The sequence below is a fragment of the Paenibacillus sp. GCM10023252 genome, from assembly GCF_042653305.1.
GTDB lineage: Bacteria > Bacillota > Bacilli > Paenibacillales > Paenibacillaceae > Pristimantibacillus.
Genome location: NZ_JBHSHW010000021.1, coordinates 242,458 through 266,299, shown reverse-complemented (window position 1 = coordinate 266,299; position 23,842 = coordinate 242,458). Strand labels below are relative to the sequence as shown.

General features: G+C 50.8%; 32 protein-coding genes and 1 tRNA gene. All 33 read right to left on the bottom strand.

Annotated elements, in window-relative coordinates; all coding sequences use genetic code 11:
• Positions 1 to 10: 10 nt before the first annotated feature.
• A complete protein-coding gene (locus ACFO9Q_RS12255) occupies positions 11 to 985 on the bottom strand; it encodes a polyprenyl synthetase family protein (protein ID WP_379182291.1) in 975 nt (324 codons plus the stop codon).
• Positions 982 to 1,842 carry a menaquinone biosynthesis protein gene (locus ACFO9Q_RS12250; RefSeq protein WP_379182289.1) on the bottom strand — a complete coding sequence of 287 codons (861 nt, stop codon included), beginning with the start codon at positions 1,840 to 1,842 and terminating at the stop codon, positions 982 to 984. Before ACFO9Q_RS12250 ends, ACFO9Q_RS12255 begins: the two co-directional genes overlap by 4 nt.
• Complete coding sequence (locus ACFO9Q_RS12245) at positions 1,832 to 2,494, bottom strand: UbiX family flavin prenyltransferase (RefSeq protein ID WP_379182287.1); 663 nt, start codon at positions 2,492 to 2,494, stop codon at positions 1,832 to 1,834. The genes ACFO9Q_RS12250 and ACFO9Q_RS12245 overlap by 11 nt, the downstream gene beginning before the upstream one ends.
• Positions 2,488 to 3,363 carry a UbiA-like polyprenyltransferase gene (locus ACFO9Q_RS12240; protein ID WP_379182284.1) on the bottom strand — a complete coding sequence of 292 codons (876 nt, stop codon included), beginning with the start codon at positions 3,361 to 3,363 and terminating at the stop codon, positions 2,488 to 2,490. Before ACFO9Q_RS12240 ends, ACFO9Q_RS12245 begins: the two co-directional genes overlap by 7 nt.
• Positions 3,363 to 4,082: a demethylmenaquinone methyltransferase gene (locus ACFO9Q_RS12235; RefSeq protein WP_379182282.1), complete on the bottom strand. Its 720-nt coding sequence runs from the start codon at positions 4,080 to 4,082 to the stop codon at positions 3,363 to 3,365. Before ACFO9Q_RS12235 ends, ACFO9Q_RS12240 begins: the two co-directional genes overlap by 1 nt.
• Positions 4,083 to 4,100: 18 nt before the next feature.
• Positions 4,101 to 4,955, bottom strand: a complete 855-nt coding sequence (locus ACFO9Q_RS12230; RefSeq protein WP_379182280.1) for a heptaprenyl diphosphate synthase component 1 — start codon at positions 4,953 to 4,955, stop codon at positions 4,101 to 4,103.
• A 128-nt stretch (positions 4,956 to 5,083) separates the two neighbouring features.
• Complete coding sequence (locus ACFO9Q_RS12225; protein WP_379182278.1) at positions 5,084 to 5,683, bottom strand: hypothetical protein; 600 nt, start codon at positions 5,681 to 5,683, stop codon at positions 5,084 to 5,086.
• A gap of 112 nt (positions 5,684 to 5,795) precedes the next feature.
• Entirely contained in the window at positions 5,796 to 6,020 is a 225-nt protein-coding gene (gene mtrB / locus ACFO9Q_RS12220; protein ID WP_379182276.1) for a trp RNA-binding attenuation protein MtrB, read from the bottom strand.
• Between the two features lie 105 nt (positions 6,021 to 6,125).
• Positions 6,126 to 6,202: transfer RNA gene (locus ACFO9Q_RS12215), tRNA-Pro, on the bottom strand.
• Between the two features lie 168 nt (positions 6,203 to 6,370).
• Positions 6,371 to 6,646, bottom strand: coding sequence for an HU family DNA-binding protein (locus tag ACFO9Q_RS12210; protein ID WP_379182274.1), 276 nt, complete (start codon positions 6,644 to 6,646; stop codon positions 6,371 to 6,373).
• A 252-nt stretch (positions 6,647 to 6,898) separates the two neighbouring features.
• Positions 6,899 to 8,377 (bottom strand): stage IV sporulation protein A, encoded by a 1,479-nt coding sequence (gene spoIVA, locus ACFO9Q_RS12205; RefSeq protein WP_379182272.1) that lies wholly within the window; start codon positions 8,375 to 8,377, stop codon positions 6,899 to 6,901.
• Positions 8,378 to 8,669: 292 nt separating this feature from the next.
• Positions 8,670 to 9,419 (bottom strand): hypothetical protein, encoded by a 750-nt coding sequence (locus ACFO9Q_RS12200; protein WP_379182270.1) that lies wholly within the window; start codon positions 9,417 to 9,419, stop codon positions 8,670 to 8,672.
• A gap of 51 nt (positions 9,420 to 9,470) precedes the next feature.
• Positions 9,471 to 9,821: a 2Fe-2S iron-sulfur cluster-binding protein gene (locus tag ACFO9Q_RS12195; protein WP_379182268.1), complete on the bottom strand. Its 351-nt coding sequence runs from the start codon at positions 9,819 to 9,821 to the stop codon at positions 9,471 to 9,473.
• On the bottom strand, positions 9,818 to 10,417 hold the full coding sequence (locus ACFO9Q_RS12190) for a hypothetical protein (protein ID WP_379182266.1): 600 nt from the start codon (positions 10,415 to 10,417) through the stop codon (positions 9,818 to 9,820). Before ACFO9Q_RS12190 ends, ACFO9Q_RS12195 begins: the two co-directional genes overlap by 4 nt.
• 17 nt (positions 10,418 to 10,434) lie before the next feature.
• Entirely contained in the window at positions 10,435 to 10,731 is a 297-nt protein-coding gene (locus ACFO9Q_RS12185) for a 2Fe-2S iron-sulfur cluster-binding protein (RefSeq protein WP_379182264.1), read from the bottom strand.
• Between the two features lie 70 nt (positions 10,732 to 10,801).
• Positions 10,802 to 10,981: a DUF2768 family protein gene (locus ACFO9Q_RS12180; protein ID WP_379182262.1), complete on the bottom strand. Its 180-nt coding sequence runs from the start codon at positions 10,979 to 10,981 to the stop codon at positions 10,802 to 10,804.
• A 137-nt stretch (positions 10,982 to 11,118) separates the two neighbouring features.
• Positions 11,119 to 11,397, bottom strand: a complete 279-nt coding sequence (locus ACFO9Q_RS12175; RefSeq protein ID WP_379182260.1) for a stage VI sporulation protein F — start codon at positions 11,395 to 11,397, stop codon at positions 11,119 to 11,121.
• Positions 11,398 to 11,454: 57 nt separating this feature from the next.
• Positions 11,455 to 12,513, bottom strand: a complete 1,059-nt coding sequence (locus ACFO9Q_RS12170) for an NAD(P)H-dependent glycerol-3-phosphate dehydrogenase (protein WP_379182258.1) — start codon at positions 12,511 to 12,513, stop codon at positions 11,455 to 11,457.
• A gap of 6 nt (positions 12,514 to 12,519) precedes the next feature.
• On the bottom strand, positions 12,520 to 13,122 hold the full coding sequence (plsY, locus tag ACFO9Q_RS12165; RefSeq protein ID WP_379182256.1) for a glycerol-3-phosphate 1-O-acyltransferase PlsY: 603 nt from the start codon (positions 13,120 to 13,122) through the stop codon (positions 12,520 to 12,522).
• A gap of 12 nt (positions 13,123 to 13,134) precedes the next feature.
• The gene (gene der, locus ACFO9Q_RS12160; protein ID WP_379182253.1) at positions 13,135 to 14,457 is read right to left on the bottom strand and encodes a ribosome biogenesis GTPase Der; all 1,323 of its coding nucleotides are present in this window, start codon (positions 14,455 to 14,457) and stop codon (positions 13,135 to 13,137) included.
• A 67-nt stretch (positions 14,458 to 14,524) separates the two neighbouring features.
• A complete protein-coding gene (locus tag ACFO9Q_RS12155) occupies positions 14,525 to 14,707 on the bottom strand; it encodes a capping complex subunit for YIEGIA (protein WP_379182251.1) in 183 nt (60 codons plus the stop codon).
• Positions 14,700 to 15,623, bottom strand: coding sequence for a YIEGIA family protein (locus ACFO9Q_RS12150; RefSeq protein WP_379182249.1), 924 nt, complete (start codon positions 15,621 to 15,623; stop codon positions 14,700 to 14,702). The genes ACFO9Q_RS12155 and ACFO9Q_RS12150 overlap by 8 nt, the downstream gene beginning before the upstream one ends.
• Complete coding sequence (locus ACFO9Q_RS12145; RefSeq protein WP_379182246.1) at positions 15,620 to 16,264, bottom strand: hypothetical protein; 645 nt, start codon at positions 16,262 to 16,264, stop codon at positions 15,620 to 15,622. Before ACFO9Q_RS12145 ends, ACFO9Q_RS12150 begins: the two co-directional genes overlap by 4 nt.
• Positions 16,265 to 16,384: 120 nt before the next feature.
• Positions 16,385 to 17,638 (bottom strand): 30S ribosomal protein S1, encoded by a 1,254-nt coding sequence (rpsA, locus tag ACFO9Q_RS12140; protein ID WP_379182244.1) that lies wholly within the window; start codon positions 17,636 to 17,638, stop codon positions 16,385 to 16,387.
• A 95-nt stretch (positions 17,639 to 17,733) separates the two neighbouring features.
• On the bottom strand, positions 17,734 to 18,312 hold the full coding sequence (locus ACFO9Q_RS12135) for a lysophospholipid acyltransferase family protein (protein WP_379182242.1): 579 nt from the start codon (positions 18,310 to 18,312) through the stop codon (positions 17,734 to 17,736).
• 3 nt (positions 18,313 to 18,315) lie between these two features.
• On the bottom strand, positions 18,316 to 19,011 hold the full coding sequence (cmk, locus tag ACFO9Q_RS12130) for a (d)CMP kinase (protein ID WP_379182749.1): 696 nt from the start codon (positions 19,009 to 19,011) through the stop codon (positions 18,316 to 18,318).
• A gap of 103 nt (positions 19,012 to 19,114) precedes the next feature.
• Positions 19,115 to 19,342: a hypothetical protein gene (locus tag ACFO9Q_RS12125; RefSeq protein ID WP_379182240.1), complete on the bottom strand. Its 228-nt coding sequence runs from the start codon at positions 19,340 to 19,342 to the stop codon at positions 19,115 to 19,117.
• A gap of 59 nt (positions 19,343 to 19,401) precedes the next feature.
• A complete protein-coding gene (locus ACFO9Q_RS12120; protein WP_379182238.1) occupies positions 19,402 to 20,055 on the bottom strand; it encodes a flagellar brake protein in 654 nt (217 codons plus the stop codon).
• A 63-nt stretch (positions 20,056 to 20,118) separates the two neighbouring features.
• On the bottom strand, positions 20,119 to 21,477 hold the full coding sequence (gene ypeB / locus ACFO9Q_RS12115) for a germination protein YpeB (protein WP_379182236.1): 1,359 nt from the start codon (positions 21,475 to 21,477) through the stop codon (positions 20,119 to 20,121).
• 103 nt (positions 21,478 to 21,580) lie between these two features.
• Positions 21,581 to 21,742 carry a hypothetical protein gene (locus ACFO9Q_RS12110; protein ID WP_379182234.1) on the bottom strand — a complete coding sequence of 54 codons (162 nt, stop codon included), beginning with the start codon at positions 21,740 to 21,742 and terminating at the stop codon, positions 21,581 to 21,583.
• A 70-nt stretch (positions 21,743 to 21,812) separates the two neighbouring features.
• Positions 21,813 to 22,511 carry a glutamic-type intramembrane protease PrsW gene (prsW, locus tag ACFO9Q_RS12105; protein ID WP_379182232.1) on the bottom strand — a complete coding sequence of 233 codons (699 nt, stop codon included), beginning with the start codon at positions 22,509 to 22,511 and terminating at the stop codon, positions 21,813 to 21,815.
• A gap of 105 nt (positions 22,512 to 22,616) precedes the next feature.
• Positions 22,617 to 23,231 (bottom strand): genetic competence negative regulator, encoded by a 615-nt coding sequence (locus tag ACFO9Q_RS12100; RefSeq protein ID WP_379182230.1) that lies wholly within the window; start codon positions 23,229 to 23,231, stop codon positions 22,617 to 22,619.
• Between the two features lie 215 nt (positions 23,232 to 23,446).
• Positions 23,447 to 23,776, bottom strand: a complete 330-nt coding sequence (locus ACFO9Q_RS12095) for a hypothetical protein (protein ID WP_379182228.1) — start codon at positions 23,774 to 23,776, stop codon at positions 23,447 to 23,449.
• Between the last annotated feature and the right edge of the window lie 66 nt (positions 23,777 to 23,842).

Below are 23,842 nucleotides of genomic sequence, written 5' to 3'. Positions count from 1 at the left end.
TGTAACAGGATTAATAGCTTCTCTTGTTCACAAAATGTGCAATGTCCATCAGGTTCTTCTTGGCTGGCAAGTTCGGCAGCCCGGAGAGGGCATGAAGCGCCTTCGCTATATATTGATTCGCTAGAGCATCTGCCTTGTCGATTCCTCCGCTGCCGCGTATGAGCGAGATAGCCCGGCTCGTATCCGCCAGTCCCTCCGCATGATGAATCCGGGTAATCTCCTGAAGGAGCGGCTGCTTGATCTCGGGTTCCTGCAGCGCAAGTATGACAGGAAGCGTAATATTGCCTTGCCGCATATCCGATCCTGGAGGCTTGCCAATCTGCTTCTCCGTACCAAGCAGATCGAGCAGATCATCCCGAATCTGGAAGGCCATGCCTACGTTGTAGCCGAACCGGTAGAGCCGATTCGCTGTCGTGACATCCGTCTCTGCTGCCAAGGCGCCAAGCTGGCAGGAGATCGCGATGAGCAGTGCGGTCTTCCTCCGAATACGAAGCAAGTAATTCCGAACGGATTGCTCCGTGTTGAAGAAGTCTCGAATCTGCTCCATTTCACCAATGCACATTTGAACCATGGCTTTGGACAAATATTTGTGAATGAGCGGATTGTGAAGCTGTGCAGCAATGGACAAGGCCTTGCCATAGATGAAGTCCCCTGTATACATGGCAATGCGATTGTCCCACTTCGACTTCACGGTTAATTGTCCACGTCTGGTCTCAGCATCATCGATCACGTCATCGTGTACGAGCGAGGCCATATGGATAAGCTCCAGCGGAACAGCTATTTGTTTCATGACGTCAAGGCGATACTCCCCGAACTTCCCTGACAGCAGCACGAATACCGGACGAATTCTTTTGCCGCCGGCCTTCAATAGATGCAGTGAGGTAGCCGATAAGAGCGCATGGTCAGTCGTCACGCTCTTCTCCAGCTCTTGCTCGATCTGGTTTAGATCGCCTTTCATTTTGGCATACAAGTCCAGTAGTTTCATTCATTCACCTGTAGGGCAGATTGGTCTTCTAGAAATGTCATATGCACATCCCGCTCTAATAAGCCAAGCTGCTTCGCATATCGGAAGTAAAGGGCTAGCCCTTCCTGTTGAGATGTGTCAAAGCTGTACTTCAAATCGTTGAAATAAGTGTTCCAATAGCTTGGGCTGCCGCCAATCTCTGCACAGGCCTTAGCTGCGAGCAGCTCCGGATGCTGAAGATTGTAGCTCTTCGCCGCAAGGAGGGACTGGTGGACATCCGCAATGGCTGCTGGCTCGGCTAGAGCAGCGTCACGGCGAACCGCAACCACCGCATAAGTCATCCCTAGTCCTGTCCACTTATGCCATAGCTCTCCGAGATCAATGACTTCATAGCCCTTGTTCTGCCAGTAAGCACGTATAGCAGGGTCCCCGATAAGCAGGGCAGCGTCTGCGGATTCCAGCATCTCATCCAGCACTGGAGCCGCTCGCTTATAGACCGGATTCCCGCCATAATACATGCTGATGATGATCTTCAACAAGGTGATAGAGGTCGCTGACGCGCTCGTCAGAGCGATGGTTCCGCTTAACACCTCACTTAGTGGCTTCTTCAGGAAGAGCAGGATGGAATGCACCTTGCCCTTCGAAGAGACTGATAAGTCTGGAAGCAGCACATAATCCTCGCTATGCTCACCATAAGCGAATGACGATACGGCAGATACGTCGAGCTCGCCGCTTCGCAGCGCCGCATTCAGGTCCGAGGGAACAGACTTCAGAGTGCGGTAAGAGGCTTGTTCAATGAAGGATTCATGGTTCTGGAAGATCGGCCAAGCGTTAGCATAATCAATGCGTCCGATGGTAATTGAGCCCCTATTGCTCATCTGGCTCATCTCCCCATCTTCTGTACAATTGATGGTCAACAGGAATATTGTCCATGACCTTGCCAACCAGGAAGTTAATCATGTCGTCCATTGATTGCGGCCCGTAATAGAAGGCCGGCATAGCCGGAATCATACGTACGCCAAGCCTAGCTAGTTGGAGCATATTCTCAAGATGAATGGCGTGCAGCGGGGTCTCTCTTGGGACAAGAAGCAACTTGCGCCCTTCCTTGAGCATAACGTCCGCTGCCCGAGTCATGAGGTCATCCGATATGCCGTGAGCGATAGAGGCAAGTGTGCCCATTGAGCACGGGATGACCGCCATACCTTCCACTTGATAGGAACCGCTTGCGATGCTTGCCCCGATGTCGGCATTCGGGTGAACGGTTAGTCGATTCTGCTCCAATGCTTCGCCGAACCGAGCCTGAAGCGCAGCCTGGCGGCTGGATGCCGACCACCCCAGCTCTTCCTTCAGAACTCTCCAGCCCGCCTCCGTAATAATCAAGTGAACATGGAACTGCGCATGAAGCAGCTCCTCTACCAGCCGAACGCCATAGATGGAGCCGCTGGCACCTGTTATGCCTACGACGAATCGGCGTAGTCGAACTCTGTTATGGTCTACTGCACGGTCGAATTGTTCTGTAGCCTCTACCATCGGTGCAGCACCACCAGATCTGTAATCGTGAACAGGAAGACGACCACGCTTAATGTGCCGTTCATACCGAAGAAGGCTACCGGTACGCGGGAGAGGTCACTTGGTGTGACGAGATAATGCTGATAGAACAGAATTATGATTGCCCCAATAATACCGATGAGGTACATCCAGCTTAGTTCAGTGATCCAGAATAGGGCTAGGAACCCGACAGCCGTCAACAGATGGAAGCTCCTAGCAATCCAGAGTGCCCGATTAATACCGAAGCGGGATGGAATGGAGTGAAGCCCTTCCTTGCGATCATATTCACAATCCTGAGTAGCATAGATAATGTCGAAGCCGGCTATCCATAGTGCAATCGTAATATAGAGCAGCCATGCAGCCAGATTGAACTCACCCGTCACTGCTACCCATCCGCCTAGCGGGGACAGACCTATGGTAAGTCCTAATACGACGTGGCACAGCCAAGTGAATCGCTTGGTATAAGAATACAGGACAAGGAGTAGGACGGCAATCGGCATCAGCTTGATGGTAATCGGCTCCAGGTTCAGCGTTGCGGCGAATAGCAGGATGAATGAGATTACGATGAAGACAATGACCTCTGCCGCCTTCAGCAGTCCTGCCGGGATAGCGCGCATGGAGGTTCTGGGATTATCCTTGTCAATTCTCCAGTCAATGAGACGATTGAGCCCCATCGCTGCGCTTCTCGCTCCGAACATCGCGAGCAGAACCCATCCAATCTCGCTCCACTCCGGAAGCCTGTTCTCCATGACAACTGCCCCGAGCAAGGAACCCATGAAGGCGAACGGGAGAGCGAAGATTGTATGCTCGAACTTAATCATTTCTAGGAAAATACGAATTTTGCGAATCATTACTTCTGTGTCTCCTTCGTTCCTATGTGCAGAGCAGCTATTCCTCCGGTTAATGGATAAGCCTTCACTTGCGCGAGACCCGTTCGGCGGAACAGCTCAGCTAGCTCTAGGCGGCCAGGGAACACCTTCAAGGAATCAGGAAGCCACTTGTATTCTTGGAAGCTCTTGGCTACCAGCTTGCCCACCATGGGCAGAATGCGCTCGAAGTACAAATAATAGATAGACTTGAACGGCTGCCAGGTAGGCTTGGACAACTCCAGACAGACTACTTGTCCTCCGGGCTTAACGACCCGCTTCATCTCAGAGAGTACTTGCTCGATATCGGGTACATTCCGAAGTCCGAAGCCGATCGTAACGTAGTCGAAGGAATGATCCTCGAACGGCAGGCTCATTGCATTGCCTTGCACGAGTGTAATCTGTGTGCCGAGGCCATGCTTGCTCACCTTAAGTGCTCCATGGTCAAGCATATTCTGGCTGAAGTCTAATCCAACAACCTGCCCTGTACCGGAAGCCTGTGCCAGCGCAATGGTCCAGTCACAGGTGCCGCAGCACAGATCCAGGGCAGACTGTCCAGGCTGTACATTCATCTTCTTCATCGTGAAGCCGCGCCATAGCTTGTGCATGCGGAAGCTCAGAAGATCATTCATTAAGTCATACTTGGGAGCGATATTCTCGAATACATCGTGAACATGCTCCTTGGAATTCGAATCCGTAATCACCTTATCACTCCGTCCACGTTAGAGAGCAGGAACAGAAGCCAGCTTGCGCTGGAAGAGATCGCAAGTGCCGCGGAGCTCATGAAGAAGCTTGTCTGAATCAAGCTTGGCTCCGATAGACAGAATCCCTTCAACGCTGCTTCGAAGCTTAGCTGCAAGCTGTCCCTTAATCTCATATTTCTCTAGAAGTCTTCGTACAACGGCAGGCTCTTGTGAGCTGAGCTCGAGCTGACGCCGTTCATCCTCAGTACCCACTTGCCAGATATGCCAATATGCCCAGCTGCCATGGAATGACTCCGGCGAATCGCTGCGCTGAAGCTCCTCTAGCACGACCTCACAGCGGCTAAGTCCGCTTAGCAGCTCCGGCCATATTCGAGAGAGCTTGCCCTCAAGCACAGATGTGAATACTTGGAACAGCTCACTTCGAACCTGTACAGACTGGCTCAAGTAATCCTCGGCTGTCAGCTTAACCTGCTGCATCTTCATGTAGAGGTTCACCTTCAGCCTATTCACTTCACATACCGCTTCGCTGATTCGGCTGATCATATCCATCTGGCCCGCTTGGGACAGCAGCTGGTAGAAGCGGCTGCTGAAGTAGTCTCCCGCAAGCACCTTCAGCTGTCTGGAGCGCATCTCATTCTCTGGCCTCTTGTCTAAGTCGGTATCAATTGTATCATGCGTATCCATTCCCATCTGAACGAGCGAGGTAACCAGTGAATAGAGCTCGCTATGGCGCTCAGACGGCGGATTGTGACTTAAAAAAGCATAGAGCAGCCGAATCCGTGAATCTGGGAAGGTCGGCAGCTCCGTATGCGCTTGAATCATGTCATATTCTACATACTTTTTGGCTAATTCTGATATACGGTATGGTCTCATGGGGTAAGCCTCCGAACAAAGCAATCCGTCTAATAATCTACAGGCTATTATAACACAACTTTAACCAAGCGCCTATCGCTCGTACTTCGAGCTTCCACTCATTCCCGAAGTTGATCCCGGCTTGTCTCCTACTTGCTATCCGAAGGGGTTGCCGTATAAGGCGTTACCTTGCCGAAGCGCTCGTTCCACGCCGAGGTGAAGCTGAGGCGCAGCCGCTTCCTCCACAGCTCGCTATGTATGGGATCGGCTTCCTTCATCCCGTCCAGGGAGTCAGCCAGCCATTGATCGGACTTGCGGATGTCAGCAGCGAATAACAGCCGCATCGCAGTGTGCGAATTCATACTGCCCGCACCCGCGTTGGGCTTGTATTCAACGAATCGGACAAGCAGCCGATTCACATTCTCCATATGGAGGAAGGATAGTCGAATAAGCTTCTCTACATCGGCGAACCAGCGTTCAGGCTGACTGGCTCCGCTGTCTACTCTAACATCGACAGACAATACCGCGCTCTTCCACTCCACCTTCGTCAGACGCTCAGACAATTGCAGACTTACCATCGCATCTACGAGATTATCATTTCCTATTCGCTTATATGGCATGTTGCGGAAGACGGATATTTCCTCCCGCTGCGCGGGACTCTTCCACTCCCCGTGCGGGAGCAAGGAGATTAACAGGACGGCAGCCATGGTCGTCATTAGAGCTGTTGCCATTCCTCTAGCGATTGACATACGGCACCTCTTCCATACACAGGGTAGGAGCTGGCTGGGTAATCCAGACAATCCTTATACCCCATTGTACAAACAAAGAAAGCAAGCTATGCCTGCTTTCTTCAGGGAGTTGCTATTGGTCCGTCTCAACCGTTCCGTACTTCGTCATGACGATAGCCTTGCCGCGAATCTTAATTGCAGAAGTATGGTCGGTGAATTGTGCAATCAGCACTTCATTCTTATCCAGCTTCTCGGTATGATGGAACTTCGTATCCGTCCCTCGTGTCAGTCCGATAACCTGCACGCCTTGATCCTTCGCCTTGACAACAATATAATCACCATGGTGCTTATCATCCATGCTGTTAGCCTCCAGACACTTATGGGTTATGTATCCAACCTGTAACCAACCTCGGTAGTCCACGGTCTTCCGCGAGGAGCCTTGTCATCCTCTTGCAGCCTGGGCTGGTCGGACATGCGGGATTTGAACCCACGACCTCATCCACCCCAAGGCTGCGCGCTACCAAGCTGCGCTAATGTCCGTCCTACCCGGGATAACTGCAAAGCTCAGTCTATCGAAATTTCTATGGAATGTCAATCCTCTAGCAGATGCCAGCAAGGTTAACAAGCGCTTGTGACTAGGCGTACAAAAAACGCCCGGACACAAGGTGTCCAGGCGTTGGTCTATGCCGCTTGTGCAGCATATGTATACTAATTGGATACAAGATCTTTGAGTGACTTACCCGGTTTGAAAGCTGGCATTTTACTAGCTGCGATATCGATCTCTTCACCAGTTTGAGGATTACGCCCTTTACGAGCCTGGCGCTCCCGAACCTCGAAGTTGCCGAAGCCTACCAATTGGACTTTATCTCCGCTCTGAAGAGCATCTGAGATTGCATCGAACACGGCATCCACCGCTTTGGTTGCATCCTTCTTGGACAGATCGCTAAGTTCAGCTACTTTGTTGATCAAGTCTGTTTTGTTCATTTTGTTTCACCTCCCCCAAAGGGTTTGTAGAGTTAACGCTGTTAACGCATCTTATCCCTCTTATTCACCGAACACTTCAAAAATATACCTTGAAGACGAACAAATTTATAGTAATACAGCTAATAGGCAATTTCAAGTATTTGGTTATGAAATGATAGGATTCCTCACAAATTCATTCATTATGCCCTCAAAACAGCACAAGGAAGAGCCATTCCGCCTTAGCAGAACAGCTCTTATCTGTTGACTTGTGAGTTATAAGATGATGGCAATCAACCCGCCTGATCCCTCGTTAATAATTCTGCCTAATGTCTCTTGCAGCTTGTAGCGCGCATTGTCCGGCATCATCGCGATCTTGCCTTGAATGCCTTCACGTACGAGGGAGTGCAGCGATCGGCCGAATATATCGGATTCCCAGATCTTGATTGGATCGGCCTCGAAGTCTTGCATGAGGTATCTGACCAGCTCCTCACTCTGCTTCTCTGTGCCGATAATCGGAGCGAATTCGGACTCAACATCCACTCGAATCATGTGAATCGATGGTGCTGTAGCCTTCAGTCTAACACCGAAGCGTGAGCCGTGACGGATGAGCTCCGGCTCATCAAGTGCCATCTCAGCCAGTGTAGGTGCCGCAATGCCATAGCCCGTCGTCTTGACCATCTCAAGGGCGCCTGCGAACCGGTCGTACTCCCGCTTGGCATGTGAGAATTCCTGCATGAGCTGGAGTAGATGATCCTTGCCCCTGATCTCTACGCCGACGACTTCCATCAGAATGCGATCGTACAGTTCATCTGGTGCGTACAGGTCAATCTCGGCTACTCCTTGCCCCATATTCATGCCGCTGAGGCCTGCTCTTGCAATGAAGTCATATTCCATGAACTGGGCAACGACCCGGTCAACGTCTCGCAATCTGCGAATGTCCTTCACGGTATCGCGGACCGAGTTCTCATAGTTGCTGCGCAGCCAGTGCTGCTCGTTCAGTACCATGACCCAGCTCGGAAGATTGACATTCACTTCATGAACCGGGAATTCATAGAGCACTTCACGCAGGACGGACATGACATCTTCCTCGCCCATTGTAGCCACGCTGAGCGTCATGACTGGGATGTCGTACTTCGCTTGAAGCTCGCTCCTCAGCTGCAGAGCCTCTTCGCTTCTTGGTCTCGTCGAGTTAATAATAAGGACGAACGGCTTGCCTACTTCCTTCAGCTCGCCAATGACACGCTCTTCCGACTCCACATAGGATTGACGAGGAATCTCAGCAATCGTGCCGTCGGTTGTTACGACGACCCCAAGAGTAGAGTGCTCTTGGATAACCTTCCTGGTCCCAATCTCCGCCGCCTCTTGGAACGGTATCGGATCATCGAACCAAGGCGTTGTAATCATACGAGGACCATTCTCATCCTCATATCCCTTGGCACCTTCGACCGCATAACCGACGCAGTCTACCAGTCTGATATTCACATCTAGACCTTCTGCCACTCGCAGCTGTACCGCTTGGTTCGGTACGAACTTAGGCTCTGTTGTCATGATTGTCTTGCCCGCGGCGCTCTGAGGAAGCTCGTCAATTGCTCTGACGCGGTCGCTCTCGCTCGTAATGTTGGGGAGGACGACTGTCTCCATGAACCGTTTGATAAAGGTTGATTTACCCGTACGGACCGCCCCGACTACCCCGAGGTAAATATCCCCGCCGGTTCTCTCGGCTATGTCCTTGAAAATGTCCACTTTCTCCACTGAATATCCCCTCCCAATCGATTTTCCGGTTCGCCGCCATCCACCGGACAACCAGGGCAGGCCAGCGACGCAACTCGTACATGCTTTTGGACTAGTATTAGCTTATGTGCGGCTGTCCCGATTATGACGATGTTTCTACGAAAATCTTTTTTTCCCTCGCGTACCCGGGCCGAATTCCTTCCCTTCACAAGATTCAAATATATGATCCGCTAGAGTACTCTATGACGAATAGGAGGCAGTTCACGCAAAAAATCCTCTTCCGCCCCATAAGGGTTGAAGAGGATCTCCATCATTACTTAGCGATAACAGCGGTCGGTTCGTTATTCACCCAATGATAGACAGGGGCCTTAACAGGCACGAACTCCGATTGGTCCACTAGAAGAGTTCTTAGATCAAGCGCTGGATCCAGCTCCTTATCTTCGAGCTTGTCAACCGCACGCATAATATCAAGCCCATAATCCGTGTATACATTCCCTTGCTCATCGATCATTGCAGTCAGCGTCTGACCGGAGTAGATGCTTCGAATCTTCTGCTCTTGCTTGTTCAGCTTAGCATAATCTACTCGGTAGAAGCCGGGATATGCCTGCTCGCCAAGCGGGAGCCCGTCGTTGTTCGCTGCCTGATACTCCTTAATCCAGGAAGCAAGATCATTCATCTGCTGGAATGTGACGAGGTCTAACAGCTTAACTCTCGGCTTCGTCTCTTCATCAATTAACAGGAAGTAATAATTCCCGCCATTCTCGAAGGCAGCTCCAGGAATGGATGATAGATACCCTGCTCGCTGCAGCTTGCCGAAGTCAATCTTGAACTTCTCATAGAGGGGAGTATCCGAAGCGCTGTTCTCTATCGGAAGCAAGGACGTCTCCGCCTGGTACTGGTCAATCGCTGCTTGAACCGTTCGTACCGCTTCCTTGGGAGCACCGCCGCTCTGCTTCATCTGATTCTCCGGGTACATACAGCCTGATATTACAGCTAATAGGATACATAATACGATAAGATAGCCGACACGTCCTGCTGAACCGTGATTCCAACGCGGTATCATCGGTAATTACCCCCTTGCTCTTCCAATATTCATCGTAATACTTGCCTCTCTCTACCAGAGGCTGTCATCCTGCTCCGCACGCTGCCTGGCCAGCTGCCGTTCAACGACCGAGCGAAGCGGATCTACAGGCACTTCAACTTCAGCTGCTCCGATGATCCTGGCCTGGCAGGATAGCCGAATGCCTGATTCATGCAAGCCTGAGAGCTTCCTACGCTCATTGTCAGCGATGGGCGACAGCTGGCTGCCGGGTCTTACCGTTACCTTGCACATGAAGCAAGCAGCCTTCCCGTCGCATCTAGTCTTAATCGGGACGCCGGCACGCCTTGCTGCATCCAGGACGGTCGTACCCGGCCGAACAGACACCTTGCGGCCCGACGGCCAGAAGGTAATGGATTCATTCATACACGATTCACCGCCCTCTGAATTCCGAGACTATGGTGCACTTGGGCAATCAGCTCAGACGTGAACTCGTTGCGTTGCTCCAGCTCATGCAGCGCGTCCAGATGAGCTTGCGGCTCTCTTCGGATGGCCTCTGCAATAACAGCTACACGGTCATACCGCTCACGGAGTACATTGAACCACAGCTCATGAGCAAGGGGGACAAGGCTTGCCTCGGCTTCAATCATGCCACAGGCTGCTGCTCTTGGCAGCAAGCAATTCCTTACCTCTACTTCATACCGGCAGTTACGAGCCGTAATGACGAAGCCCCCAACCAGCTCTATCGCTATTCCTGCAATCCTATAATGACTAAGCTTAGAGAGATAGATCGGCGTCTCGCTGACAGCCTGCTGATCCGTTGCATAAGGAAGCAGCCGCTCATGAAGGAGATCCGCATCCCCTATGTCAGCGTAGAGATCCAAGTCGCGAGGCATCTCTGGCAGCGGAATTCCTCTTAGCAGAAGTCCTGCACTGCCTCCAACGACCCAGCTAATACCGCTGTCCTTCGCTGCATTCGCTATGATTGCGAGCGCACGCTGGATCCTCCGTCTCTCATCCATTGCAGGCACTTCCTTCTTCAGAAATAAGGTGCATTCTTAGCTGTAATCGTAATGTCTGTATGCTTGACAATCGCTTGGCAGCCCAGCCGATAGCCTGCATCGAACTCCTCCGGCTCCATCCGGTCCCATTCCTCATCTGTAATCTCACCCAGCGCCTCTGCCCCTTGAGTGACTAGACAACGGCATCTGGCACAGGTTCCCCTTGAGCATGAGAATGCCCAATCCACCTTATGCTTAAGCGCATGGTCCAGCAGTGATAATCCTGACTCCGAAGGTACCGCCGCCTGTATCGTTCTTCCCGTTAATTCAATCATCTGTCAACAAGCCTGCCTCTCCTTGCAATGTATGCTCTATGTACCGCTCTCACCTGTGTTATAGCGTGTTCTATATAATGGATATAAGTCCGCATAGGAATCCGACGACAAGCAGCAGGAAGGCTGCGGTTGATAATACTAACTTGAGGAATCCCTTCGTCTTCAATCTGGCGAGTGTAATAATGACAGCAGCCAGCGCCATGAGGCCAATCCCAATCAGTGATACCCACATCTTCGTCATTGCATCCATCGTTCTAATCTTCTCCCAGTGTCAATAGTACAATAATTATAGCATCCCCTATGCAAAAGGACAAAAGCACAAAGCTTCCATCCGACGGGCGAAAAAGCCGCCCGGTTCGAATGTCGCCTGTGCTTTTGTCCGCTTCCTTACTTCTTCATCATCATCTTCATTAACGTTTCCATACTGTTCATGTTCATCCCGCTTGCCTTGACAGCCTTCACGATATCGTTAACCGTCGATTCCGCGACAGGCACCTTAGCCATCGTTGAGACTTGCTTAATCAGCTTGCGCAGCTCAGCTTCACTCTGCATCGTCTCTGCGGTAACGCCGCTGGCCAGCTTCTTAACCTCATTCTCGGATATCTTCTTACCGGTCTTCTTGTTGATTGAGCTTAATACATCCTTGGAAATATCCTTGTTGCCCATATTTCCTCACCTCCAGCCTGCATGGACGATGTTACATATCCATCATATGAGGCTAGGCTAGGATTGGTGTAGGCCCCAGGCTTCTCCGGCCTGCTCCATCTCATTGGTCCGCAAGCGGCCCATCAGCTCCTCAACGGCAGCCTTAGGCGTCTTGCCGGCGAACAGCACTTCGTATAATTGCTCGGTAATCGGCATCTCAACGCCATATTCCTTAGCCAGGGTATTGGCAGCTCTCGTTGTACGGACACCTTCGACAACCATTCCCATACGGGTGAGAACATCCTCCAGCGGAGTTCCGTCAGCGAGCATAGATCCTGCCCGCCAATTCCGGCTGTGCTGGCTTGTGCACGTTACAACCAGATCTCCTACACCTGCTAGTCCTGCGAATGTAGAGGGACTAGCACCCATCGCAGCGCCGAGCCGCCCAATCTCAGCGAGGCCCCGTGTGAGCAGCGCAGCCTTCGCATTGTCCCCGAATCCTAGACCGTCAGACAGTCCAGCACCAAGGGCAATGATATTCTTAATTGCTCCAGCCACTTCCACACCGACTACGTCCGGATTCGTGTACACCCGGAATGTGCCATTCATGAAGGCATCCTGCGCTGCTTCTGCCGCTTGCTGAGAAGCAGAGGCGACCACGACCGTCGTTGGCTGCCCGTGGACAACCTCTTCAGCATGACTTGGCCCTGACAGGACAACGAGGTCTCCCTCCGCTCTGCTAAGTTCCTCTGACAATACGGTCGTCATACGCTTGTACGTCTCGGATTCGAACCCCTTCGTCGCATGAACCACTAGGGCATCCTTGCTCAGGTATGGAGCAGCCTGCTCGGCTACAGCGCGCATCGCTGAAGACGGAGCCACGAACAGGACCAGCTCTGCATCCCGCAGCGCCTCCTCCATGTTAGTCGTTGCTCGGATCGACTGTGGCAGCTTGGCACCTGGAAGGAACTTGTTGTTCGTACCGTTCTCGTTAATATCCGCAGCCTGCTGCTCGCTTCGCGTCCATAGGCTGACCTCATAATTATTGTTCGCCAGGACTACCGACAAGGCGGTTCCCCAGCTCCCCGCAACTAATACTGCTGCGCGGCGACGCGACTTGCTCATCTCGTTATTCATGATGGGTCACTGCCCTTTCTTCGCCCCGAGCTTATTCTCTTGCCCCTGCCACAGCTTCACGATGTTCGTACGATGACGGATGAAGGAGAAGATTCCAAGGATAAGGCTGACAAGTAGAATAGGTAATGAGGCTTCCATGATGACAAGGATAATAGGTGTTAAGACAGCGAATACAAGCGATCCAAGTGACACATATCGGGTGATTGCGATAACTAGAATTGTAATTATACCTGCAATTAATGCAGGGATGAAGGCCAGAGTCGCCATGACACCTACCGTCGTCGCAACACCCTTCCCTCCCTTGAAGCGATACCAGATCGGCCAGTTATGCCCCACGATCGCGGCTAGTCCACACAGAACGGGAACCCAATCGGATTGACCGCTTAATGCTGCACCAAGCAGTACGGCTGCTATACCCTTGCCAATATCAAGTAAGAAGACGATGATGCCCGGACCCTTGCCGAGCACCCTTAGTGTATTGGTTGCCCCGGCATTACCGCTGCCATGCTGACGAATGTCAATGCCCTTCACCAGCTTAGCTGCCATAATACTGAACGATACTGAACCTAACAGATAACTTAAGATTACCGCAGCAATAGCATACAGCAAGTGCTCTCTCTCCTAATCTTCATCGGACTTCCGACGAGTGAACAATCGGACAGGGGTGCCTTCAAAGTCAAATGCAGCTCTAATTTTATTCTCCAAATACCGCTGATACGAGAAGTGCATCATATCCGGATCATTCGCAAATATAACAATCGTAGGAGGCTTCGTCGCAACTTGAGTCACGTAGTTAATACGCAGACGTCTGCCCTTGTCCGTCGGAGGAGGGTTCACCGCAACAGCATCGGAGACGACATCATTAAGAAGATGAGTCTGAATGCGCATCGCATGCTGTTCCGACACATGGTTGACGACAGGAAGCAGCTTATGTAGACGCGACTTCGTCAGCGCAGACAAGAATACGATTGGCGCATACGTCATGAACAGGAAGTGATCGCGAATATTCTGCGTGAACTCCTGCATCGTCTTCTCGTCCTTCTCTACCACGTCCCACTTATTCACGACGAATACAGCCGCCTTGCCTGCTTCATGAGCGAATCCTGCAATATGCTTGTCCTGCTCAATGATGCCTTCCTCTCCGTTAATGAGCGTCAGCACCACATCTGCGCGTTCGATTGCCTTCAGGGCACGCATTACGCTATACTTCTCCGTTGACTCATACACCTTGCCGCGCTTGCGCATTCCAGCTGTATCAATGAGGACATAGCGCTGTCCGTCTCGCTCGAATGGCGTATCGATGGCATCCCGGGTCGTTCCAGCAACGTTGCTGACGATGACTCGTTCTTCACCGAGAAGAGCGTTAACAAGCGAGGACTTGCCTACATTCGGGCGTCCGATAAGAGCCACTCGTATAACATCCTCATCATAGCCGTCATCTTCAATCTCAGGAAGCAGCTCAACAGCCGCATCAAGCAGATCACCTATTCCAATTCCGTGCGATCCCGAGATGGCGATTGGCTGACCGAAGCCAAGTCCGTAGAACTCGTACACCTCGTCCATTCGATTCTGATTATCTACCTTGTTCACGGCTACGACAATCGGCTTCCTGGAGCGGAACAGCATCTGAGATACTTCCTCATCCGCATGGGTAAGGCCAGTCTTTGCATCCACCATGAAAATAATAACGTCCGCTTCTTCCACAGCAAGCTCAGCCTGCATACGCACAGACTTCAGAATTTCGTCCTCGCCGTCTATTTCAATACCGCCTGTATCAATAATGCTGAAGGCTTTACCGTTCCATTCGCCGACTCCGTATATGCGGTCTCGGGTTACACCTGGTTTATCTTCAACAATTGCAAGACGGTCTCCGATGACGCGGTTGAAGATCGTAGATTTCCCCACGTTCGGACGTCCAACAATAGCAATAATGGGTCTAGCCATAGTTTCACTCCTCCAAAAATACTCACGATACCCATCATAGCAAAAAAGAACGGACTTGGCTAACTTTTCATATATGATGATTGACAAGGATAATGGTGCCGTTGTGAATATCATGGGCGCTTGCATCTAATATCTTCTCGAGCAGGAACGCCGTGTTCTGCAGCTGCTGCTCATCATCAACGATGAAGATAGGCGGACCGCCGTGTACATGATTCGACTGCATCGATACTACGGCCACAATGTTAGCCATGGGTCTCACCTTCCTTAGGCTCTTGATTAATCGACGCCTTCAGAGGCATGCGAACGGCTGATTCAAGGATAGGTACCCGGTGAATAATCTCCCTCGCCTTCGCAGCATCAATCTCCTGTGGGAGGAAGAAGACGGCAAGGCGGCCATCCTTCATATCCAGCTTAGCCATTGGAATCAGGGAGGGCTCGCCCTCATCCCGATATACGCCGAGAATCGTTGACAGATCGAACAAGATCGCTTGCCTCTGGCCTAGATTGCTTAAGGTTGCCTTACCGTTAGCGTTGTACGGCTGCAGGATGAGACCGAGCCCGCGCTCCGCTATAATCTGCTGATTGCTCTTAAGCCCAACATTCATTATATAGATATCACCGACATATAGATTGGGTCCTTCGACCCTAACGGGGGCATGTACGGCTTCCGCGATATGCGACACCGACTTGCCGGAACGAAGTGCCCTTACTATGAGGAGAGAGACTGCTCCTGCTGCTATTCCCCATATCCAATTGAAGGAGATCGCGAACAGACTGGTGAGCAGCGCTACCATGATGACTAGATAATTCCTCCCTTCGAACACCATCGCTATTCCCTCAATATATGTCGAACCTCGTCCGACGAGCTCAAGGCTGTCGATCTTGGTGAGTGTCTCTCTCTCCATCTTACGAACGTCGCGGAATTGTTGTGCAGCTAGAGTAAGGAAGGTTATAGCCGTATAATCCTTGTTGAACAAGGCAGGAACCGCTACGGCTCCAAGAGCTGCGGCAATGACTCCAAGGGAGATGTGGATGATCTTGCCATGAGGATAAGTCGGATATTGACGATAGTCGGTACGAAGCATGAGCAATCTGGCTATTGTACCTAGAAGGATGCCTAACAGCACACCCAGCAGCGTTCGATTCTCAAGCAGCAGCTGATTCATGAAGGTGATTGTCCCCCTCGATTGTTCGTTAAGCTTGTACGCAGCCGCACAGCAGCAATCGATACAAGTCGCCCTCCTGCCGAAGCCGCTCTTGCAGTCGCATAGGCCAATATGCAGGTATCCCACCAGCTCAGATGGCCTATTGTATAAGGATTACCGTCTGGAAGCCAGATGATTGCAAGAGCATCGGCGGCTAGAGCGCCCGCTCCGATGATTGCGGCTTGATTCGGCACCTTCGTCGTGAAGGCTGCTGTCAGTAATCCTCCAATGAGAGGTCCGTCCCAAGTCGGATGGAATACATAGAGGACGGGGTCATAGCTGTACATGATTCTCACACTTCCCCATATGATGCCTACGAGCAATGAGCTCACCACGCACAGGAGCAAGGAAGCTGCCTGCCGAGTCCCTCTAGCCGCTGCAGCAACTACAATAAGCACACCAATGATGCTGAGATGAATGTTGATTATCCCATGCAGGCCGCTCTGGATGGTTACCACCTCATGCTGGAGCATTAAGCTGAATCCAGCGGCAGCTGCTACTAGCCAGAGCTTACTATGTCCAACCACTTGCTCTCTCCAGCCCGTTACGATTAATATTACCGCAATGATAAGAATCCATAGGGAGAGATATCCAGTATTCATAGCAATCACCTCTTGTTCCCCTATTATGCGCATTATAAAAGGGGCTATTCCTCGTCCGTTAGACGTGGAATAGCCCCTTGCTCACATATAATGAATCATTATTCAGCTATTGCAGCAGGATTACTTCAGCTTGTTCAGCTTATCGCCGAAGCGCTCAGCAAGCGTGAAGCTCATACCTGAGCTGTTCAAGCTAACATTCGGGTTGTTCAGATCCTCTTGGCGAGGAGCACGGTCGCGGGATGAACGCTCGCGAGCTGGGCGATCCGAGCTTGGGCTTGGCACATGCTCAGGAGCTTCTTCTGTCTCCTTGATGCTGAGGCTTACACGCTTCTCAGCAGCATTGAAGTCAAGCACCTTCGCTTGCACTTCTTGGCCTTCTTGCAAGACCTCTTGCGGAGTAGCAATATGGCGATGTGCAATCTGGGAGATATGCACAAGACCTTCTACGCCTGGAGCAATCTCAACGAATGCGCCGAAGGTAACCAGACGGCGAACAGTGCCCGTTACGATGTCGCCAACGTTGAACTGACCAGCTGCAGAATCCCAAGGACCAGGCTGTGCAGCCTTCAAGCTTAGGGAGATTTTGCCAGCTGCAGGATCAACTTTAAGTACTTTTACTTTCACTGCTTGGCCTTCTGCTACAACATCCTTCGGATGAGCAACATGCTGCCAGGATAGCTCGGATACATGAACAAGGCCATCGATACCGCCGATATCAACGAATGCGCCGAATGGAGTTAGACGTTGAACCGTACCGTCAAGCTCTTGGCCAGGCTGCAGAGCAGCGATAAGCGTTTGCTTGTTTTGCTCGAATTCTGCATCAAGCACTTCTTTTTGAGACAGAATGACCTTGTTGTTTTCACGGTCGATTTCTTTGATTTTAACGCGCAGCGTACGGCCCTTGTAGTCCTTGAAGTCTTCTACGAAGTGACGCTCTACCATCGAAGCCGGAATGAAGCCACGAACGCCAACGTCAGCAACAAGACCGCCCTTGACGACGTCTGCAACCGATACTTCGAATACTTCACCGCTGTCATAGCGGCTCTGAAGCTCTTCCCATGCGCGCTCGCTGTCGATCAGACGCTTGGAGAGAACCAGCTTTTCCTTCTCATCGTCGATGCTTACGACCTTAAGCTCCACTTCTTGACCAACTTCTACTGCATCCGAAGCATTGTCAAGATGGATAGAGGATAGCTCACGAATCGGAATGACTCCGTCATATTTATATCCAAGGCTTACATAAGCTTGGTTATCCTCGATTTTGACGATCGTACCTTTAACCGAATCGCCCTTTTTAAGAGAGACGAAATTGTCCATAGCATCTTGAGTTAATTCGGGAGCTGCCTGCTCCTGAACTTTAGTTTCTTCTGACATTTGATATTCCTCCTCAGTTCGTACCACAACTTTATTTAAACCTGCGACGCTTATGAAGCAGCGCTAGCAGCATTTAAAACAATAATAAAAAAAGGTTAAGCGCCTGCAGCAACCATCTCTCTGATTCGGCTCATGATTGCTTCAGTTACTCGGTCTAGCGCATCCGTCGAAGAATCGTCAATTAATGCGGTAACATCTATGGGCTTGCCATATAAAATATACATCTTCGAGAATGGCCTATATCGACCGATGATAGCAACAGGGATAATGACGGCATTGCTGCGGATGGCAATCATGGCTGCGCCCTTCTTACCCGCATCGGAGGAGCTGTTGCGCGTCCCCTCTGGGAATATGCCCATCACTCCGCCTTCCTTGAGAAGCGTAATGGCTGATCGAATGGCATCCTTGCTCACTCCGCCACGCTTCACAGGGAATGCTCCAAGCCCGCGAATCAATGAACCGAATACGGGAATGTTGAATAGCTCTGCCTTGGCCATATATTGCACCTTGCGGGACAACTTAATACCAACGGTAGGCGGATCTAGCAGGCTGATATGGTTGGAGCAGAGAATGACAGGTCCTTCAGCAGGAATATGTTCCCGACCTCTTGCTTCCAAGCGGAACAGCACGCTGTACATGACTCGAAGCAGGAATCGGCAAAACCGATATAACATAGTTTACTTCGCCTCCGCTAATTTGGTTCGGCTTAAATGAACAATTGTTGCAACTACTTCCTCAATAGGCATTGAAGTGGAGTCTACAACAACAGCATCACTAGCACAGATTAACGGAGAATGCGCTCGCTGCTGATCCATTCGGTCCCGCTCGGCAATCTCTTGCTCAAGCTGTTCGAGCGATATTCGCTGCGTGTCGGCAACTTCCTTATATCGGCGAAGCGCCCGTTCTCCAACAGACGCGGTTAAGTAAATCTTAAGTTCGGCGCCTGGCAGTACATGCGTGCCGATATCTCTGCCGTCCATGACGACACCCTTCCCGTCCGCCAGCTTCCTCTGCATCGCAGCTAGAGAGATTCTAACCTTCTCATTGGCTGCAATAACGGAGACATTCAGCGTAACTTCGCGTGATCGTATGGAGTCAGTAACATCGTTCCCGCCAACATATACTGTCTGTCCATTCTTGCCCGGCATCAGTCCAATCGCAAGCGTATCTACGAGTTCGCCAACCTGCCGTTCATTGCTTGGATCAATGCCTTCGCGAATAACGCTAAGCGTTACGGCGCGGTACATGGCACCCGTATCAATATAGACGTATCCGAGTTGTTCGGCGACCATGCGAGCAACCGTACTCTTCCCTGCGCCTGCAGGGCCATCGATAGCGATGTTAATACGGTCTTGGTCCCCGTCTTGCTGCATTGCCAACGGTGTAACCCCCTCAAGAAAAAAGCAGGCTTTGCCTGCGAACGTGAAAATTATACCACACTATAAACAGAGATGCAAAACGCCGGGTGTTGTCCAGCTACTGAAGCTTCGTCCCTTCCAGCCTGTCCACACTGGTCACCCAGTACCTAATCTGTTCATTCTGCAGCGCCATCTGAGACATGGCTGCCACAACAAGCAACGTGAGTATGATGCGGCGCAGTATTCGACTTACCTCATCACTTAGCAGGAGGAAGCTTTGCTTGTCTCGCGCTTTCAGCTGGGTTAATTTTCTCGTTTCTTTTTTGCTAGCGACGCTCTTAGCCATGGATCCCTATCCTTCCAATATGGAATAAGGATATTCTCCCAAGAGTCCTCTGAGCTTATTCATCGATTACGGAACTCCAGCTGCCTCTCGAAGCAGTATCTGATGATTTTCTGCCTCTCTCCGTCCGTAATCTTAAGGAACTTAATCATGACTTGCTTCCTTCCCGTAGCAAGCTCAGCTACACGAATGATCTCGGCTTTGAAGGACACATGCTCAATGGCTCCGTTCTTATAGGGGACTACTAGCCAGCAGTCCAGTGCGGCTTCGGGTGTGACTGGCCATTTTCCATCACAGATCAAGGATATGCCTCCGCCGCCTACATCATCTGTAGTTGCGATGAATCTTAGATGGTCTGACATTTTAACAGCAATCTCAAGCTCAGCGCTCACTCTCAGGAATTGTCTCCGCTGAATCTTCGTAATCTGATCCGGACTGGGCTTATGTATCTTAACCAGCTTAATGACTTCATCCTTGAATCCAAGCACATGGGAATTGAAGAAGTGCTTTACTCCATCCTCCGACATAAAGTAAGCAGACAACTCATCGCCCAAATATAGGCGCTTCATGCGTCCGCTTTTCTCTTGCAGTGGAAATTCAATGAGCAAGCCGTCCTCCAGCTCGTCTGCTATGCGGGATTTGTAGACAGCCTTTGCTTCTTCCTCATCAGAGGAAGCGATTTGGTAAAATAATGCTTGATTCACTCTAGGCAACAAATTGGCTCCCCCTTCCATCTATACCGTGATTATAGCACGGTCGATATTGGGGGAGCCATATCATTATTTGTCGGATGCTGCCTTTTTGTCGTCTGTTGTCATCTGCTCGATAGCTTCCTCTAGGCCTGTCTGAGCATTTATATAGATCCGATATAGGCCTCCGTTCACCTTACCGGTATACTCGTAGGTGACAACCTCCTCACCCATATCACTCTTAATTAATGCTTTCTGCTCACTCGTAATGCGCATATCCGGATTCAACGCTTTGCGTGCCTCGGCGCTGGTCATCATGGTCTCTGGCAGCTTGCGCTTGTGATGCTCGTACACATAATCCGAAGCTTGAAGGCCAATCGGTTCTCCGTTATCCAAGGCTATCTTGACCGACAGCTTATCCGGGTAGATCAGCACACCGTTCTGCGTTCCTACATAAGTGAACGTTCCCGAATCGCCGTTAGGGTCATAGCTTACCGCTCTCATCCCCTTATAACCGTGTTCATTAAGGAAGCGGTCCGCATTCAGCTGGGCTTGCTTGAACGAGATCTTCGCTTGACCAAGATTACGAGGGTTGATGAACCAGATCATCTCTCCTCCCCGCTGGGTGAAGTCCATCTGAATGTTGCGGCCGGAGCTGGACTCATTCACAAGGGCAGAATAGGAGGCATACTCCGTTCCCTTCCCATTCTCTACTACCCTAATATTGTTGCTATTCACCTTAAGGAAGTCTGCTGCTCTCTTCTGCACATCCTGCGCTGTCACCATCTGGCCGCCAAGCATCTTGACCGACCGCTTCTCATACATACTGCTGACAGATGGTCCCCAATTAATCTCTGGATATTGGCTTACCTTGTTATCTACTGTCTTGAGGCCGTCAACGACTGAATTGTCACCGCTCGACTTCTCTGATGCAATCGCTACCTCAACGTCCATCCAGCGCATATTGTTCTGCAGCACATCGGTCTGCATCTTCTGCAAGTCACTCGCGATCTCCTCGGACTTCGCGTACAGCGTCTTCATCATCTTGAATTCATCTGGAGATAGAGGTTCCTTAGTCAAGTCTCTTACTGCTGTCTTATATGCGAAGTTGGCGATATGCGACAGGAAGTCTTCCGTCTCATTGAATGGCAGCAGCGTCAGCGGAAGCTGATTAATCTCATTCTGCGCCTCGCTTGTCAGCCGCCATACGTTCACAAGACCCTTCCGATGGTAGGCCTGTGAAGTAGAATTGACTGCAAGCGTATTGCCTAATTGCTGGTGCAGCTGATCCACATGATAAGACAAGTCGTGGAAGGCACGCTGATATTGATTCTCTGCCTTAATGAGAATGGAGTTCTTCTCTTGATGCTCCTGATACCCCCAATAGATGGACCCAATGAACAACAGCGACATAATGGGGAATAGAACCGCGCTAAGACGTTGGTACATAGACAAAAGCTCCTTTCTTGTGCAAAACCTGGTGTTAGTTTGGTTTGCAGAAAGGAGCTTTATTCAGTTCACCCGAAAAGCGTACGAAAGTATGGAGGGAGTCTTATATAAAATGATGCTCTTCAATGTCCAAATCATGACTGTTGCTGCATATGCATTGCTTGAAGCCCGTATCAATGGAGCCCTTCTCTCTACGCCCTCGGAGGACAAACTTCTCCCCGCATACGTTGCAACGTATCGTTACCTTCACCCTTGACTCTTCCATTAGATCCTCCTTGACTACTTGTTCATTAGCAATAAGTATGGACGGACTAACGGAATTCTAATCTTATAGCTTATAGCTTCACTTCATCCTCTCTGACCAGCAGACGGAATGGAGATCTGGCATTGGCCCGCTGCAGCATTCGCAATCCCCAGATCCAGAGCAGCAGCATGAACGGGATGATGATGACATAGATCCAATGAGCCTTCGCCGTGAGCATAATCCAATCGTACGAACCATGCAAGGCCATTGGAATGATCAACGACAATAGCAGATAGCTGCGCGCACGCGACGCAGGAGCGAATCTGGCCTTGCCCAAGTAATAGCCCATAATGACTCCGAATAGCGCATGGCCGGATACCGGCAGCAGCGCTCGTACGAGAAGCGTGCCGAACGTAGCCGGTGAGAATATCGCATACAGCACATTCTCGAGTGTTGCGAAGCCAAGAGAGATGGATGCCGCATACACGATTCCATCATAAGGTTCATCGAATTCAGTATGGTTATAGATAACATGGTACAACACGAACCACTTCAAGAATTCTTCTACCCCTGCAGATTGGATGAAGGCCAGCACGAAGTGGCTCTCGCCCCACCATAGCTCCATCCCCCTGCCTATGACCATTGTAGGCACCACGATCAGAACGCCTAGCAGGAACAGCCGGATTACCATATGAATAGGTTCTGTATCGTAACGATCCTTCAAGTATAAGTAGATCAATAATGAGATGCCGGGCGCTACCGCAGCCGTCAACACCGAAAACAGCAGCATGCCGTCCCCTCGCTTCCCGAATAATGTCCTACCCATTATACAACAAAGAAGAGCATCGTGCAGACCGAAACGATCTGCAGATGCTCTATATCCTTCATGCGGGGATTACAAAGTAAAATGATTGCAAATCTCTCTAACAGCATCCGATGCAATGATCACCTTACCGTACTCTTCCAGCATGGCGTAAGTTACGGATGTCGCCTCTCCATATTCGGCAAGCAAGGCGATGACCGCATTCGTGCGAGCCGAATCAATCAAGGCCGGTTCCAGCATAAGAATCCACTTGCCGTTATAAGCGTACAATCGTCCATCTTCCGTAAGCTCTGAAGAGCGCAGCTGCTTGCTGACGGAGATGACGTCTTCAATATCTCGGAAGGAGTACATCACGATATCGCTCTGCTCGAGCGTAACTTCCATCTCGTATATCTCTTCGTCTGCATCTTCATCCTCTGCAGAACGCTCATCTAATCCTGCGTTCATCTTGCCTCTCGTTACGATGACGACCATCCCTTGGGCCGGCAATGCGAATACCTCCACGGCCAGAGGGCCGCTGGCATCGAAGCCAAGCTCGCTGTAGGCTTGATCCATCATCTCACTGAACAGCTCGTGTACCTTCGGTATTTCTCGCCACATGTCATCCTTCTGGATCCCACGTTCCAGCAGGTCGTCGAATGTCAGAAAGATTCTAATCTTGTCCTGACTAAGCCGCTCGATCTTCATGACAGGATCCTCCTCTGCAGCATCTGTTGTAACAGCGTATGAAATTATAAGCATTGTGTGACGGGTTCATGCTATGTAACTATGTTACCATGTCTGTCCGGAGATTGCACTACGCGCAGCCATAAAAAAAGAATCGTTCGTTCGCATCGCTGTTCGCTCTGCAACTCACGATTCTCAACCAGTCATTCAATATAAATGAAGCACGGCTTCCTTAATTAATGAGCACTTGCTGGAGATGACGATTCCGCTACAATCTGTCCAACTTCCTGCTTCAGCTTGGGATCGCTGTTAATAATCGCTTCAATGTGTCCCCAGCCTGCGCCAGACTTCGCGTCGGAACCGCCTGTAGACTTTGGGGTCATGGCACCGACGTGGGATGCGGTCTTCACCGTCATCATTTTCCTCACCGATTTATTCACTATGCCAGAGTACAGCTCGGATGCTGCTTGCCCCGCCCAAGCTACCATGCCCGGACGCTTACGCGAGACCGCAACGATTGCCGCCGCTCCTACGATTCCGCCTAACAGAAATCCGCTTAGCTTCATATACGATTCCCTCCTTCATATGCTGCCTTCACGCTATAGTCTGACCTGGAGCAGCTCAAGTCATGC

Excerpts from the sequence above, each read along its gene's own strand:
- ACFO9Q_RS12250 (WP_379182289.1), bottom strand. The coding sequence starts at position 1,842 with ATGAGCAATAGGGGCTCAATTACCATCGGACGCATTGATTATGCTAAC.
- ACFO9Q_RS12255 (WP_379182291.1), bottom strand. The coding sequence starts at position 985 with ATGAAACTACTGGACTTGTATGCCAAAATGAAAGGCGATCTAAACCAG.
- ACFO9Q_RS12245 (WP_379182287.1), bottom strand. The coding sequence starts at position 2,494 with ATGGTAGAGGCTACAGAACAATTCGACCGTGCAGTAGACCATAACAGA.
- ACFO9Q_RS12145 (WP_379182246.1), bottom strand. The coding sequence starts at position 16,264 with ATGAATACTGGATATCTCTCCCTATGGATTCTTATCATTGCGGTAATA.
- ypeB (WP_379182236.1), bottom strand. The coding sequence starts at position 21,477 with ATGTACCAACGTCTTAGCGCGGTTCTATTCCCCATTATGTCGCTGTTG.
- ACFO9Q_RS12110 (WP_379182234.1), bottom strand. The coding sequence starts at position 21,742 with ATGGAAGAGTCAAGGGTGAAGGTAACGATACGTTGCAACGTATGCGGG.
- ACFO9Q_RS12185 (WP_379182264.1), bottom strand. The coding sequence starts at position 10,731 with ATGATTGAATTAACGGGAAGAACGATACAGGCGGCGGTACCTTCGGAG.
- cmk (WP_379182749.1), bottom strand. The coding sequence starts at position 19,011 with ATGCAGCAAGACGGGGACCAAGACCGTATTAACATCGCTATCGATGGC.
- ACFO9Q_RS12175 (WP_379182260.1), bottom strand. The coding sequence starts at position 11,397 with ATGGGCAACAAGGATATTTCCAAGGATGTATTAAGCTCAATCAACAAG.
- ACFO9Q_RS12200 (WP_379182270.1), bottom strand. The coding sequence starts at position 9,419 with ATGATACCGCGTTGGAATCACGGTTCAGCAGGACGTGTCGGCTATCTT.
- rpsA (WP_379182244.1), bottom strand. The coding sequence starts at position 17,638 with ATGTCAGAAGAAACTAAAGTTCAGGAGCAGGCAGCTCCCGAATTAACT.
- ACFO9Q_RS12190 (WP_379182266.1), bottom strand. The coding sequence starts at position 10,417 with ATGGATGAGAGACGGAGGATCCAGCGTGCGCTCGCAATCATAGCGAAT.
- ACFO9Q_RS12240 (WP_379182284.1), bottom strand. The coding sequence starts at position 3,363 with ATGATTCGCAAAATTCGTATTTTCCTAGAAATGATTAAGTTCGAGCAT.
- ACFO9Q_RS12155 (WP_379182251.1), bottom strand. The coding sequence starts at position 14,707 with ATGGCTAACATTGTGGCCGTAGTATCGATGCAGTCGAATCATGTACAC.
- ACFO9Q_RS12230 (WP_379182280.1), bottom strand. The coding sequence starts at position 4,955 with ATGAGACCATACCGTATATCAGAATTAGCCAAAAAGTATGTAGAATAT.
- ACFO9Q_RS12095 (WP_379182228.1), bottom strand. The coding sequence starts at position 23,776 with ATGAAGCTAAGCGGATTTCTGTTAGGCGGAATCGTAGGAGCGGCGGCA.
- der (WP_379182253.1), bottom strand. The coding sequence starts at position 14,457 with ATGGCTAGACCCATTATTGCTATTGTTGGACGTCCGAACGTGGGGAAA.
- ACFO9Q_RS12225 (WP_379182278.1), bottom strand. The coding sequence starts at position 5,683 with ATGTCAATCGCTAGAGGAATGGCAACAGCTCTAATGACGACCATGGCT.
- ACFO9Q_RS12180 (WP_379182262.1), bottom strand. The coding sequence starts at position 10,981 with ATGGATGCAATGACGAAGATGTGGGTATCACTGATTGGGATTGGCCTC.
- ACFO9Q_RS12150 (WP_379182249.1), bottom strand. The coding sequence starts at position 15,623 with ATGAATCAGCTGCTGCTTGAGAATCGAACGCTGCTGGGTGTGCTGTTA.
- mtrB (WP_379182276.1), bottom strand. The coding sequence starts at position 6,020 with ATGGATGATAAGCACCATGGTGATTATATTGTTGTCAAGGCGAAGGAT.
- ACFO9Q_RS12170 (WP_379182258.1), bottom strand. The coding sequence starts at position 12,513 with ATGAATAACGAGATGAGCAAGTCGCGTCGCCGCGCAGCAGTATTAGTT.
- ACFO9Q_RS12125 (WP_379182240.1), bottom strand. The coding sequence starts at position 19,342 with ATGGCTAAGAGCGTCGCTAGCAAAAAAGAAACGAGAAAATTAACCCAG.
- ACFO9Q_RS12210 (WP_379182274.1), bottom strand. The coding sequence starts at position 6,646 with ATGAACAAAACAGACTTGATCAACAAAGTAGCTGAACTTAGCGATCTG.
- ACFO9Q_RS12100 (WP_379182230.1), bottom strand. The coding sequence starts at position 23,231 with ATGAAGATCGAGCGGCTTAGTCAGGACAAGATTAGAATCTTTCTGACA.
- prsW (WP_379182232.1), bottom strand. The coding sequence starts at position 22,511 with ATGCTGCTGTTTTCGGTGTTGACGGCTGCGGTAGCGCCCGGCATCTCA.
- ACFO9Q_RS12135 (WP_379182242.1), bottom strand. The coding sequence starts at position 18,312 with ATGTTATATCGGTTTTGCCGATTCCTGCTTCGAGTCATGTACAGCGTG.
- ACFO9Q_RS12195 (WP_379182268.1), bottom strand. The coding sequence starts at position 9,821 with ATGAATGAATCCATTACCTTCTGGCCGTCGGGCCGCAAGGTGTCTGTT.